The organism is Poseidonocella sedimentorum (assembly GCF_900116005.1).
Lineage (GTDB): Bacteria > Pseudomonadota > Alphaproteobacteria > Rhodobacterales > Rhodobacteraceae > Poseidonocella > Poseidonocella sedimentorum.
This window is the reverse complement of record NZ_FOYI01000009.1, coordinates 1-13,765: the sequence shown is the minus strand read 5'-3', so window position 1 is coordinate 13,765 and position 13,765 is coordinate 1. Positions and strand designations below refer to the sequence as shown.

The 13,765-nt window shown below is 67.2% G+C and carries 10 protein-coding genes; 7 read left to right on the top strand and 3 right to left on the bottom strand.

The window, feature by feature from the left end; genetic code table 11:
* Positions 1 to 93: 93 nt before the first annotated feature.
* From BM353_RS12610 to BM353_RS12600, 3 genes are all read right to left on the bottom strand, one after another.
* Positions 94 to 1,347, bottom strand: a complete 1,254-nt coding sequence (locus BM353_RS12610; protein ID WP_218155483.1) for an ABC transporter permease — start codon at positions 1,345 to 1,347, stop codon at positions 94 to 96.
* Positions 1,348 to 1,352: 5 nt separating this feature from the next.
* Positions 1,353 to 2,153 carry an ABC transporter ATP-binding protein gene (locus BM353_RS12605; RefSeq protein ID WP_092081428.1) on the bottom strand — a complete coding sequence of 267 codons (801 nt, stop codon included), beginning with the start codon at positions 2,151 to 2,153 and terminating at the stop codon, positions 1,353 to 1,355.
* Between the two features lie 82 nt (positions 2,154 to 2,235).
* A complete protein-coding gene (locus BM353_RS12600; protein ID WP_092081426.1) occupies positions 2,236 to 3,222 on the bottom strand; it encodes a taurine ABC transporter substrate-binding protein in 987 nt (328 codons plus the stop codon).
* A 273-nt stretch (positions 3,223 to 3,495) separates the two neighbouring features.
* On the opposite strand from BM353_RS12600, the gene BM353_RS12595 reads away from it, so the two are divergent.
* From BM353_RS12595 to BM353_RS12565, 7 genes are all read left to right on the top strand, one after another.
* On the top strand, positions 3,496 to 4,872 hold the full coding sequence (locus BM353_RS12595) for an aminotransferase family protein (RefSeq protein ID WP_092081424.1): 1,377 nt from the start codon (positions 3,496 to 3,498) through the stop codon (positions 4,870 to 4,872).
* 77 nt (positions 4,873 to 4,949) lie between these two features.
* Entirely contained in the window at positions 4,950 to 6,437 is a 1,488-nt protein-coding gene (gene pdxR / locus BM353_RS12590; protein ID WP_092081422.1) for a MocR-like pyridoxine biosynthesis transcription factor PdxR, read from the top strand.
* Between the two features lie 143 nt (positions 6,438 to 6,580).
* Positions 6,581 to 7,138 carry a helix-turn-helix domain-containing protein gene (locus tag BM353_RS12585; protein ID WP_092081420.1) on the top strand — a complete coding sequence of 186 codons (558 nt, stop codon included), beginning with the start codon at positions 6,581 to 6,583 and terminating at the stop codon, positions 7,136 to 7,138.
* 8 nt (positions 7,139 to 7,146) lie between these two features.
* On the top strand, positions 7,147 to 9,579 hold the full coding sequence (locus BM353_RS12580) for a GcvT family protein (RefSeq protein WP_092081418.1): 2,433 nt from the start codon (positions 7,147 to 7,149) through the stop codon (positions 9,577 to 9,579).
* Between the two features lie 19 nt (positions 9,580 to 9,598).
* Complete coding sequence (locus tag BM353_RS12575; protein ID WP_092081416.1) at positions 9,599 to 12,046, top strand: GcvT family protein; 2,448 nt, start codon at positions 9,599 to 9,601, stop codon at positions 12,044 to 12,046.
* Between the two features lie 37 nt (positions 12,047 to 12,083).
* Positions 12,084 to 12,842, top strand: coding sequence for an electron transfer flavoprotein subunit beta/FixA family protein (locus tag BM353_RS12570; protein WP_092081414.1), 759 nt, complete (start codon positions 12,084 to 12,086; stop codon positions 12,840 to 12,842).
* Positions 12,842 to 13,765: electron transfer flavoprotein subunit alpha/FixB family protein (locus BM353_RS12565; protein WP_092081381.1), on the top strand; the 924-nt coding region annotated here is incomplete at its 3' end. The genes BM353_RS12570 and BM353_RS12565, both read left to right, overlap by 1 nt.

Genomic DNA, 13,765 nt, shown 5'->3' with positions numbered 1-13,765 from the left:
CCCGCGCGCGCCTGGCGCCGGGGCCAGACAGCAAAACGCCCCCTTCCTGCGAAGGGGGCGTTTCTCTTTGCCCGGCCGGCCCGATCGCGCGGATCAGGACTTGCCTTTCCACGGCACCAGCCAGCCTTCGGCCTTGCGCATCAGGATGTCGATCCCGAAGCCGATGAGGCCGATGAGGACGATGCCCATGATGACGATGTCGGTGGCCTGGAACTTGGAGGCGGCGACGATCATCTTGCCCGCGCCTTTCTCGGCGGCGACCAGTTCGGCGGCGACCACCGTGCCCCAGCAGACGCCCATCGCCACGCGCGCACCGGTGAAAATCTCGGGCAGCGAATTGGGCACGATCACATGGCGCAGCATCTGCCACCGCGACGCGCCAAGCGAATATGCGGCGTGGACCTTGGTGATGTTGACGCCGGAGACCCCGGCCCGCGCGGCGATGATCATCACCCAGAGCGCCGCGAGGAAGAGCAGCACGATCTTGCCCTGCTCGCCGATGCCGAACCAGATGATCACCAGCGGGATGAGCGCGAGCGGCGGCACGGGCCGCATGAACTCCACGATCGGATCGAACCAGCCGCGGGCCCAGCCCGAGAGCCCCATCGCGTAGCCCAGTGGGATGCCGATGAGCGAGCCGAGCACGAAGCCCGCCAGCACCCGCCAGAGCGACCAGCCGACATGCTCCAGCAGCCCCACGTTCTGGTAGCCGCCGCGGGCGATCTCGATCAGCCGCGCGACCACGGCCTCTGGCGGCGGCATCCAGATGGCTTCCATCTGCAGGCCTTTGTCAGGCGTGAAGTTGAGCGAGCCCTTGGACGTCATGGTCACGGCCCCATCGGGCACTTGCACGGTCGCGCCCGGCGCGATGGGCTGGCCCGCGACCGAAACAATCGCCGCGCCCTCGCCGTCGTTGCGCTGCGCCGGGATCAGTACCGAGCGCCAGGCCGCGACGCTGGCGCTGTCACCACTGGCAAAGCCCTCCGCCACACCCGGCGCGGGGTCTTCCACCTCGGCGCCCAGTTCATGGACAGTGATGTTGACCGTGGCGCGTGCCTCTGCCCCGTCCGGCGCCCGGACCACGTAGTCGAAGGCGGTCGCGCCGATGAACGGGCCGGGGACGTGAATCGGCACGAGCTTGGAGCCGGTGAAGGCGCCCCAGACCAGAAACACCACGACGATCGAGATCACCGAGGCGAAGCGATCCGAGACCACCGCGCTTTCATCGCCGAAGGTCACCGTCTTGAGCGAGCGGAAATCGGTCATCCCGCCCACCGACCGGCGGATCAGCACGACAACAGCCGCCGCGCCGAAAAACAGCGCGAGATAGACGAGGAGGATTATCAAACCGGTCATGCTTCCGCTCCGCTCATGATTTGCTCTTCCATTTCCCAGATCATCCCGAGGATTTCGGCCTTGGTCTGGCCAAAAGCGGGGTCGTCCTTGACGGTGCGCAGATCGGCGCCCACCGCGCGCTCGGCGAAGGGCAGCCGGTATTCGCGATGAATCCGGCCCGGGCGCGGGGCCATGACAAGAAGCCGTTCGCCCAGCAGCAGCGCCTCATCGACCGAGTGGGTGATGAGGATGATGGTCTTGCCGGTCTTCTTCCACAGGTTCAACACAAGCCCCTGCATCTTCTCGCGGGTGAGCGCATCGAGCGCGCCCAAGGGCTCGTCCATCAGGATCACATCGGGATCATTGGCAAGGCACCGCGCCAGCGCGACGCGCTGTTGCATCCCGCCCGAGAGCTCGTAAACCGCCTTGTCCTTGAAGGAATGCAAGCCGACCTCGTCGAGCAGGTTCTCCACGATGGTGTTGCGCTCCGTCTCGGCCATGCCCTTCATCCGGGGCCCGAATTCCACGTTGCGCCGCACGGTCATCCACTCGAACAGCGCGCCTTGCTGGAAGACCATGCCGCGCTCCGGCCCGGGGCCGCGCACGGGGTTGCCCTCCAGCGACACCGTGCCCGATGTCTGGGCGAGGAAGCCGGCGAGAATGTTCAGCAGGGTGGATTTGCCGCAGCCCGAGGGGCCAAGGACGGAGAGCAATTCGCCCTTGCCGATCTCCAGTGAGACATCCTGAAGGGCCTGGACGTGCCCCCCTTTCGGCAGGTCGAACCGCATGGACAGATTATCGATGCTCAGGAATGCCATCTGGCAACTCTCCTCGATTTTTTTGGGGTGCCGGGGTCCGGGGCGGGCGCGTTTGCCGCGCCCCGGGGTCCGGTGCCTGCGGTTAGTCGGCGACGGTCGCGCTGAGCGGGCCCGCGTTGACGGCATCTTCGTAGCTGGCGAGCGCAGAGCCGATGCTGCCGGCCTCGACGAAGACATCGGCCACGCCTTTCATGAAGTTCTGGGCGTTGCCGCCGAGCCATTTTTCAGAGAGCTGCGCCTCGACCGAGGGGAAGGTGAAGGTGGCGATGGAGGCTTCTGCTGCCTCGACCGACATCCCCGATTCCGCGGCGATCTTGGCGAGCATCTCAGGCGAGTGGGTCGCGTTCCATTCGGCGTTGACGGCGGCCGTCACGGCGAGGAAATCAGACACCACATCGGAATTTTCGGCCACGAAATCCGCCGGGGCGGAGGTCACGTCGAAGACCAGAATCCCGAGCTCTTCCTTCTCCGCGCCGGTCAGCAGCACGTTGCCGTGCTCCTTCATCCGCGACAGGCCCCCGCCATAGCCACAGGCGAAATCGACCGCGCCCTGCGCCAGCGCCGCGGCGCCATCGGTGGGCGCCATGTCAACGATGCTGAGCGAGGCGACATCGACGCCGAAATACTCCATCTGCCGCAGGAAACCGTAATGCGCGGCGGTGCCCATCGGCACGGCGACCTTCTTGCCGGCCAGCTCGTCGGCGCTGTCCTTGTCGATCTCCAGCGCGGCGGCGACCACGCAGTTGTCGTTTTCGGAATAGCTGACCGCCACGTCGATCACCTCAAGCGCCTGGCCCGCGGAGGCCGCGACGACGAAGGGCGGCACGCCCTGGCTTATCGAGATCTGCACATCGCCCGAGGCCATGGCCGCAGACATCGCCGTGCCGGTCTCGAAGCTCACCCATTTGACGCTCATGCCGAGCGCCTCGTCATAGGACCCGTCGGCCTTGGCGGCGAGGAACGGCATCGGCCATTCGAGGAAATACCCGACCGTGAGGTCTTCGGCGGCGGCGCTCTGCGCGCCCATCGCGAGGGCGGCGCCGGTCATCAGTTTGGCAAGGGTCTTCATGGAACTCTCCTGTTGGTCCTGTCGTCTCATCGCTGGCCGCCCGGGTGCGGTCTTCGCCCCCGGCCCGCGGTCCTCGCGATGCGCAGCCCCAACCAAGGCCGCGGCGCCCCGAGCGCTCAACGGCGATGTAAAACTGGCGCTATGCATAGGATCATTCTGGCCCTACGCTTGGCGCGCTTTTGGGCACAGTCTTGGGCCAGACGCCGCTCCGGGAGGCCCCCGGCCAGTGGTTGCCGCCTCCACACATCTCTCTGCCTCCAAGGATTTCGGACCATGAACAAGCTCGCCCCCGTCAATGATTTCTCGGCCGTCCTCGACGCCGACCGCGCCCATGTCTGGCACCACCTCACCCAGCACAAACCGCTCGAGACCACCGACCCGCGGGTCATGGTCGAGGGCAAGGGCATGCGCCTGTGGGATGCGGCGGGCCGCGAGCATCTCGATGCGGTCTCTGGCGGGGTCTGGACGGTCAACGTCGGCTACGGGCGCGAGAGCATCGGCGAGGCGATCCGCGATCAGGTCACGCGCCTCAACTTCTTCGCCGGGAGCGCGGGCTCGATCCCCGGCGCCCGCTTTGCCGAGACGCTGATCGAGAAGATGCCGGGCATGTCCCGGGTCTATTCGGTCAACTCCGGCTCGGAGGCCAACGAAAAAGCCTTCAAGATGGTCCGGCAGATCGCCCACAAGCATCACGGCGGCAAGAAGCACAAGATCCTCTTCCGCGAGCGCGACTACCACGGTTCGACCATCGCGACCATGTCTGCCGGCGGCCAGCCCGAGCGCAACGCCCAATACGGCCCCTACACCCCGGGGTTCGTGCAGGTTCCGCACTGCCTCGAATACCGCGCCCAGTGGGATGTGGAGGACTACGGCCAGCGCGCCGCCGATGCGATCGAGGAGGTCATCCTGCGCGAAGGGCCCGAAACGGTCGGCGCGCTCTGCCTTGAGACCGTGACCGCCGGCGGCGGCGTCATCACCCCGCCCCGCGGCTATTGGGAACGGGTGCAGGAGATCTGCCGCAAATACGACATCCTGCTGCATCTCGACGAGGTGGTCTGCGGCGTCGGCCGGACGGGGACGTGGTTCGGCTATCAGCAATACGGCATCAAGCCCGACATGGTGACGATGGCCAAGGGCGTGGCCTCGGGCTATGCGGCGATTGCCTGCCTCGTGACGACCGAGGAGGTGTTCGACCGGTTCAAGGACGACAGCGATCCGATGAGCCTCTTTCGCGACATCTCGACCTTTGGCGGCTGCACCGCCGGGCCGGCGGCGGCGCTGGAGAACATGCGCATCATCGAGGATGAGGGGCTGCTGGAGAACACCCAGACGATGGGCGCGCGGCTGATGGACAATCTGCGCGCGCTCGAAGAGCGCCACGCGGCGATCGGCGATGTCCGGGGCGTCGGGCTTTTCTGCGGCGCCGAGCTGGTCGCCGACCGCGAAAGCCGCGCCCCGGCCGGCGAAAAGATGGTGCAGGCCGTGATCGCCGATTGCATGGCGCAGGGCGTCATCATCGGTGCGACAGCCCGCGCGATCCCCGGCTTCAACAACACGCTCTGCCTCGCGCCCGCCCTCATCGCGACCGCCGATGATATCGACGCGATCACCGACGCCATCGACGGCGCCCTGACCCGCGTTTTCGGCTGAGCCGCACAAGGGCGCGAATTGTCCCCGGGGCGAGAGCGGGCTACCCTGCTCTCGCCCATTCGAGCCCGCAGGTCACGATGCCGATACCACCCGAGATTTTCCTTCTGCCACCGAACAGCACCGCGACGCTGCAGCAGCAGGTCCAGCAGATCGTGGCCGAGGCGATCGTCTCGGGCCGCTGCCTGCCGGGCGAGAAGATGCCCAGCTCGCGCAAGCTGGCCGAGCATCTGGGCGTCGCGCGGATCACCGTCACGGTCAGCTACACCGAGCTTGTCGCCGATGAATACCTCGTCGCGCGCCCCCGGTCTGGCTACTACGTCGCCGATACCGCCCCGACCCGGCCGCGCTTCGACAGCCCCGCGCCCGTCGACCGGCGCGGCGTCGACTGGGCCGCCAAGCTCACCCGCCCGGTCCAGCAGCGCGGCGATATCCTGCGCCCGCCAAACTGGAGCGACTACCGCTTTCCCTTCATCTACGGGCAATCCGATCCCGCGCTCTTCGATCATGCCAACTGGCGCGCCTGCGCCCTGCGCGCGGTCCGCAAGCGCGATTTCGACAGCCTTGCCCAGGACCGCTACCAGCACGACGATCCGATGCTGGTGGAGTTCATCCTGCGCCACATCCTGCCCCGCCGCGGCATCCACGCCACCCCGGACCAGATCCTCATCACCATGGGCGGCCAGAACGCGCTGTGGATGATCGCGCAGCTTCTGCTCGCCGACGGCCAGATCGCCATCGTGGAAAACCCCTGCTTTCCCGGCCTGCGGCGGATTTTCGACCAGATGGGCTACGTCGGGCGCTCGATCGACGTGGACCATCAGGGCCTGCCGCCGGACCTGATCCCGCCGGAGGCCCAGCTCGTGTTCACCACGCCGAGCCACCACGCGCCGACCAATGTGACCATGCCGCTCGAGCGCCGCATAGAGATGCTGGCCCGCGCCGCGCGGCATGATTTCCTCATCGTCGAAGACGATTACGAATTTGAGATGTCCTTCCGCTCGCGCCCCTCGCCCGCGCTCAAATCGCTCGATCAGGACGGGCGGGTGATCTACCTCGGCTCCTTTTCCAAATCGATCTTTCCGGGGCTGCGGCTGGGCTATGTGGTGGGCGACCAGACGCTCATCGAAGAGATGCGCAAGCTGCGCACCGTGGTCCTGCGCCACCCGCCGAGCCACATTCAGCGCACCACCGCCTATTTCCTCTCGCTCGGCCACTACGACGCCCAAGTCGCCCGCATGGCGCGCCACTACGGCCAGCGCCGGGCGATCATGGAGGAGGGTATCCGCGACCACGGGCTGACCCGGGAACAGGGCGAGGTGCTGGGCGGCTCGTCCTTCTGGATGCGGGCGCCGCCGGGGGTCGACACGACGCAGCTCGCCCTCGATCTGCGCCGCGATTCGGTGTTGATCGAGCCGGGCAGCGCCTTCTTCGCGCGCCGCGCCCCGGACCGCTCGCACTACCGTATCGCCTACTCCTCCATCGCCGCGCCCCGAATCGCCGAAGGCATGGCCCTGCTCGCAGGCGCTATCGACCGCGCCGCCGAGGGGGCCGGCGCGGCGCGCTGAGCAGCGGATCTGCCCAAAAATTCGGCGCGGGGTCGTCCAAGGCACGTTTCGTGAAATATACGCATCATTTTTCATTTGCGCGCGCCGTGAAATTTGGTGAGTAATTTTCACGAACGCTGATTTGCTTGCGAGACCGGTGCCCGATGGACCACCCCGACACCCTTGGCCATGACATCCGCGCCCTGCGCGTTGCGCGGAAACTGACGCTGGCAGACGTGGCCGAGCGGCTGGGCCGCTCCGTCGGCTGGGTGAGTCAGATCGAGCGCGGGCTCTCGACCCCCTCGATCACAGACCTGCAAGCCATCGGCAATATCCTCGACGCGCCGATCTCGCTCTTCTTCGGCACGCCGACCGGCCCGGACGAGGAGCGCGGCGTGGTGGTGCGCGCGGCGCACCGGCGCGAGATCGGCGAGCGCGACACCGGCCTCATCGAAGCGCTGGCCTCGCCCGATCTGACCGACGACTTCGAGGTCATCCATTCGACCTTCCAACCCGGCGCCTCGCTTGACGAGCCCAAACAGCGCGCGACCACCGAGGTGGTCTATCTGCTGTCGGGCGCGCTGGATATCTGGATCGACGGCCGCGCCTTCACGGTGCGCGCCGGCGACAGCTTCCGGATCAAGGGCTCGGATTACCGCTGGGCCAACCCCTACGACACACCCGCCCAGGCGCTCTGGGTCATTTCCCCCCCCGTTTATTGAGGTTCTCCATGTCCCTGCCTTCAACAGCCAGAGTGGTCATCATCGGCGGCGGCGTGGTCGGCGTCTCCGCGCTCTACCATCTTGCCCGCGCGGGCTGGACCGACTGCGTCTTGCTGGAGAAAAACGAGCTCACCGCCGGCTCCACATGGCACGCGGCAGGCAACTGCCCCAACTTCGCCGCGAACTACGGCGTCATGAACATGCAGCGCTACGGGCTGGCGCTCTATCGCGGGCTCTCCGAAGAGGTCGACTATCCGATCAACTACCACGTGACCGGCGCCGTGCGGCTGGCCCATACCCATGAGCGGATGATGGAATTCGAGCGGGTCCGGGGCATGGCCGCGCATATGGGCCTCACCATGGACATGTGCACGCCCGACGAATTGCAGGCGCATTTCCCCTTCATGGAAACCCATGATCTCGAAGGCGGGCTCTGGGATCCGCTCGATGGCGACATCGACCCCAGCCAGGTGACCCAGGCTCTGGCCAAGGGCGCCCGCGCCGCCGGCGGCACGATCGCGCGGTTCACCCCTGCCACCGGCGTGAGCCGGGAGGGCGGCGAGTGGGTCGTGCACACCGAAAAGGGCGATATCCGCTGCGAATTCGTGGTGAATGCGGCGGGCTACTACGCCGCGCGGGTCGGCGATTGGTTCGTGCCCCACGGCGGGCGCGAGGTGCCGCTCACGGTCATGAGTCACCAGTATTTCCTCACCGAAGCGATCCCCGAGATCAAGGCCTGGACCGAGACGCAGGGCCGCAAGGTCCCGATGCTGCGCGACGTCGACAGCTCCTACTACCTGCGGCAGGACACCTATTCGCTCAACCTCGGCCCCTATGAGCGCGACTGTCAGGTCGGCTGGGCCTCGGGCGCGGAGATGCCGGAGGATTTCAGCTTCCAGCTTTATCCCGACGATCTCGACCGGCTCGAATGGTACATCATGGACGCGATGGAGCGCGTGCCGCTGCTCGGCAGCCAAGGGGTCCAGCGGAACATCAACGGGCCGATCCCCTACGCGCCGGATGGCTTGCCGATGCTCGGTCCGATGCCCGGCGTGCCCAATGCCTTCGAGGCGCACAGCTTCACCTTCGGCATCGCTCAGGGCGGCGGCGCGGGCAAGGTCCTCTCCGAATGGATCATGCACGGCCAGCCCGAGTGGGACATGTGGTCCTGCGATCCGCGCCGCTTCACCGGCCATGCGGATACGAGCTTCGCGACCGCCAAGGCGGTGGAGACCTACGGCCATGAATACGCGATGCATTTCCCGCATCACGCCTGGCCCGCCGGGCGCGATCGCAAGCTGTCGCCCAACCATGACCGGCTCCTCGCCGATGGCGCGCAGATGGGCGCCTACAACGGCTGGGAGCGGGCCAACTGGTTTGCGAGGCCGGGCGATGACACTTCCGAAGAGGCGACCCAGACCTGGGACCGCAACGGCCCCTGGGAGGCGCGGGTCCGGGAGGAGGCGCTGGCAGTGCGCGATGGCGCGGGCATCATCGACCTTGCCGGGTTCTCTCGCTTCGCGGTCGCCGGGGACGGCGCGGCCGAGGCGCTGCGCGGGCTGATCACCGGGGCGCTGCCCAAGGTCGGCCGGATGAACCTCATCTACATCGCCGATGCGCGCGGACACGTGCTGACAGAGATGTCCTGCATCCGTCACGGCGAGGATGACTTCACGCTGATGACCGCGGCGGTGGCCCAGTGGCACGACCGCGATCTGCTGCGCGCCGCCCTGCCCGGGACCGTCACCCTGACCGACCGGACGGCGGATGTCGTGGCGATGCTCGTCACCGGGCCGGCCTCGCGGGAGATGCTCGCCGGGCTCACCGACGCGGATCTCTCAAGCGGCTGGCTCACCCATCAGACCGCCACGGTCGCGGGCCGCCCGGCCATGCTTGTGCGCGTCTCCTTCGCGGGCGAGCTGGGCTGGGAGGTACATTGCGCGCCCGGCGATGCGGCGGCGGTCTATGATGCGATCCGCGCCGCCGGGGCCCGGCCCTTCGGCATGTTCGCGCTCAATTCGCTGCGGATCGAGAAAGGCTACCTTGCCTGGAAGGCGGATCTCTCTTCGGACTACGGGCTCTTCGAGACCGGCCTCGGCCGCTTCGTCAAGCTCGACAAGCCGCAGGAATTCCCCGGCAAATCCGCCCTCGCCGCCGCGCCCCAGCCGCCCGCCCGCCGTCTCGTGTCGCTCCGGGTCGCGCCGGGCCAGCAGGACGCCCCCTACATGGCGGCGGTCTTCGCGGATGGCGCGCGGTCGGGCGAGGTGCTCTCGGCCGCCCATGGCTACCGCGTCGAGGCCGACCTCGCGCTTGCGATGCTCGATGCCTCTGTCCCCGACGGGGCCGATGTCGAAGTCGAGATCTACGGCCAACGCCGCCCCGCCACAGTCCAGCCCGCGCTCTGCCAGTGGGATGCGGACAATTCGCGCCTGCGCGCCTGACCCTGAAAGGACCCCGACCATGGCCCTCCCTCCCCAAACCGCGCGTGTCGTGATCGTCGGCGGCGGCGTGATCGGGTGCTCCGTCGCCTATCACCTGACGCAATTGGGCTGGACCGATGTGGTGCTGCTCGAACGCAAGCAGCTCACCTCGGGCACCACCTGGCACGCGGCCGGCCTCATCGCCCAGCTGCGCGCGACGAAGAACATGACAAAGCTCGCCAAGTACAGCCAGGAGCTCTACGGCAACCTTGAAGCCGAGACCGGTGTCGCCACCGGGTTCCGGCGCAACGGCTCGATCACGGTCGCGCTGTCCGACGAACGCCGCGAGGAGATTCTGCGTCAGGCCTCGATGGCCCGGGCCTTCGGCGTCGAGGTCGAGGAGATCAGCCCCGCCGAGCTCAAGACCCGCTACCCGCATGTGAAGGCCGAGGACGTCAAGGCCGCGGTCTATCTCGACAAGGACGGTCAGGGCGATCCGGCCAACATCGCGCTGGCGCTGGCCAAGGGCGCGCGGATGCGCGGCGCGCAGGTCATCGAGCGGACCAAAGTGACCGGGTTTGCCCGCGACGGGCGCCGGATCACCGGTGTCCAGTGGCAGGCCGAGAGCGGCGAGAGCGGCGAGATCGCCTGCGACATGGTCGTGAACTGCGGCGGCATGTGGGGCCATGAGCTGGGCCGCCAGATGGGCGTCAACGTGCCGCTTCATGCCTGCGAGCATTTCTACATCGTGACCGACACGATCGAGGGGCTCGGCCAGCTGCCGACCCTGCGGGTGCCAGAGGAATGCGCCTATTACAAGGAAGACGCGGGCAAGCTGCTGCTCGGCGCCTTCGAGCCGGTCGCCAAGCCCTGGGGCATGGCCGGCATCTCGGAGGACTTCGAATTCGACCAGCTGCCCGAGGATTTCGACCACTTCGAGCCGATCCTCGAGGCCGCGGTTGAGCGCATGCCGCTTCTGGCCGAGGCCGGCATCCACACCTTCTTCAACGGGCCCGAAAGCTTCACGCCCGATGACGCCTACCACCTCGGGCTCGCGCCGGGGATGGACAATGTCTGGGTCGCCGCCGGGTTCAATTCGATCGGCATCCAGTCGGCGGGCGGCGCAGGCATGGCGCTGGCGGCCTGGATGGACACCGGCGAAAAGCCGTTCGATCTGGGCGACGTGGACATTGCCCGGATGCAGCCCTTCCAGGGCAACAAGACCTATCTCTTCGAGCGCTCCAAGGAGACGCTTGGCCTGCTCTACGCCGATCACTTCCCCTACCGGCAAAAGGCCACCGCCCGCGGCATCCGCCGCTCGCCGCTGCATGAGGCGCTGCTGCGCGAGGGCGCGGTCATGGGCGAGCTGGCCGGGTGGGAGCGCGCCAACTGGTTCGCCGACGCGGGCCAGACCTCGGACTACGCCTATAGCTGGTCGCGCCAGAACTGGTTCGACAATGCCGCCCGCGAACACGCGGCGATCCGCGAGAACGTCGGCATCTATGACATGTCGTCCTTCGGCAAGATCCGCGTCGAGGGGCCCGATGCCGAGGCGTTCCTGAACTACGTCTCGGCCTCCAACCTCTCCGTCCCCGTGGGCAAGATCGTCTACAGCCAGCTGCTCAACTCCGCCGGCGGGATCGAGGCGGACGTGACGATCACGCGCCTGAGCGAGACCGCCTATCTGGTGGTGACCCCCGCCGCGACCCTGCTGGCTGATCTCGAACGGCTGCGCCGCCACGTCGGCGATCACCGCGTCTGCCTCTTCGATGCGACAGCCGCCGAGGCGGTGATCTGCGTCATGGGGCCCAAGTCGCGCGCACTGTTGCAACGCGTCTCACCCAATGATTTCACCAACGAGACCAACCCCTTCGGCACGGCGCAGGAGATCGAGATCGGCATGGCCCTCGCCCGGGCGCATCGCGTCACCTATGTGGGCGAGCTCGGCTGGGAACTCTACGTCTCGGCCGACATGGCGGCCCATGTCTTCGAGGTGTTGCACGCGGCGGGACAGGAGATGGGCGCAAAGCTCTGCGGGCTGCACATGATGGACAGTTGCCGCATCGAAAAGGGCTTCCGCCACTTCGGCCACGACATCTCCTCGGAGGATCACATTCTCGAAGCCGGGCTCGGCTTTGCCGTCAAGAAAACCGGGGTGGACTTCATCGGCCGCGAGGCGGTCGAGCGCCGCCGCGAAGAGGGGCTCAAGAGCCGCCTCGTTCAGTTCATGCTAACCGACCCGGAGCCGCTTTTGTACCACGCCGAGCCGATCCTGCGCGATGGCGCGATCGTCGGCTATCTGACCTCGGGCGCCTATGGCCACCACCTCGGCGCCGCGATCGGCATGGGCTACGTGCCCTGCGCGGGACAGTCGGTCCAGGACGTGCTCGGCGCCTCCTATGACATCGAAGTGGCCGGGCGGCGCATTGCCGCCAAGGCCTCGCTCAAACCCTTCTATGATCCGGCATCCGAGCGCGTCAAAGCCTGACCGCCCGAGCCCTGCAGACAAGCGAAAGGACCACCACATGAGGATACTCGTCCCGATCAAGCGAGTGATCGACTACAACGTCAAGGTGCGTGTGAAAGCGGACGGGAGCGGTGTTGATCTGGCGAATGTGAAGATGTCGATGAACCCGTTCGACGAGATTGCCGTCGAGGAGGCGATCCGGCTCAAGGAGAAGGGTGTGGCGAGCGAGGTTGTCGCCGTGTCCATCGGGGTCAAGCAGGCGCAGGAGACGCTGCGCACGGCGCTGGCGATGGGGGCGGACCGGGCGATTCTGGTGGTTGCGGCCGAGGATGTGCACAGCGATATCGAGCCGCTCGCGGTGGCCAAGATCCTCAAGGCGATCGTCGATGAGGAGGCGCCCGAGCTGGTGCTTTGCGGAAAGCAGGCGATCGACAACGACATGAACGCCACCGGCCAGATGCTCTCGGCGCTGCTGGGCTGGTCGCAGGCGACCTTCGCCTCGGAGCTGTCGATCGAGGACGGCGCGGCGCTTGTGACCCGCGAGGTCGATGGCGGCTTGCAGACGATCAAGGTGACCCTTCCGGCGATCGTCTCGGTGGATCTGCGCCTCAACGAGCCGCGCTACGCCTCGCTGCCCAACATCATGAAAGCCAAGAAAAAACCGCTCGACGAGAAGACCGCCGCCGATCTCGGCGTCGACGTGAGCCCGCGCCTTGAGGTGGTCGGGACATCGGAGCCGGCGGCGCGCGCCGCGGGGATCAAGGTCGGCTCGGTCGACGAGCTGATTGGCAAACTCAAAGACGCGGGGGCGATCTGATGGCTGTTCTTCTTCTGGCGGAAATCAACAACGGCGCGCTGGCGATGGATGCCACCGCCAAGGCCGTGACGGCGGCGAAAGCGCTTGGCGATGTGGTGGTTCTGGCGGCGGGCGCGACCTGCGCAGAGGCGGCGGCCGAGGCCGCGACGATCGAGGGCGTGAGCAAGGTGCTCTGCGCCGAGGATCCGCTTTATGGCCACCGTCTGGCCGAGCCGACGGCGGCGCTGATCGTCTCGCTGGCGGGGGCGTATGAGCACATCCTCGCCCCCGCGACGACGGATGCGAAAAACATCCTGCCCCGCGTGGCGGCCCTGCTTGACGTGATGGTCATCACCGACATCACCGGCGTGGTCGATGCGGACACCTTCGAGCGCCCGATCTACGCGGGCAACGCGATCCAGACGGTCAAATCCTCGGACGCCAAGAAGGTCATCTCGGTGCGGACCTCGACCTTCGACGCGGCCCCCGCGGGCGGCAGCGCCCCGGTCGAGACCATCGGCGCGGGCGAAGATCCCGGCCTCTCGTCCTGGGTCGAAGACAAGGTCGCCGCGAGCGACCGGCCGGAGCTGACCTCGGCGGGCGTTGTGGTCTCGGGCGGGCGCGGCGTCGGCTCGGAAGCGGATTTCGCGCTGATCGAAAAGCTGGCCGACAAACTCGGCGCGGCCGTGGGCGCCTCCCGCGCGGCGGTCGATTCCGGCTACGCCCCCAACGACTGGCAAGTGGGCCAGACCGGCAAGGTCGTCGCGCCCGAGCTCTACGTCGCCGTCGGCATCTCCGGCGCGATCCAGCACCTCGCCGGCATGAAGGACAGCAAGATCATCGTCGCAATCAACAAGGACGAAGAGGCCCCCATCTTCCAGGTCGCAGACTTCGGCCTCGTCGCAGACCTCTTCGACGCAATCCCGGAACTCACCGAGAAGCTC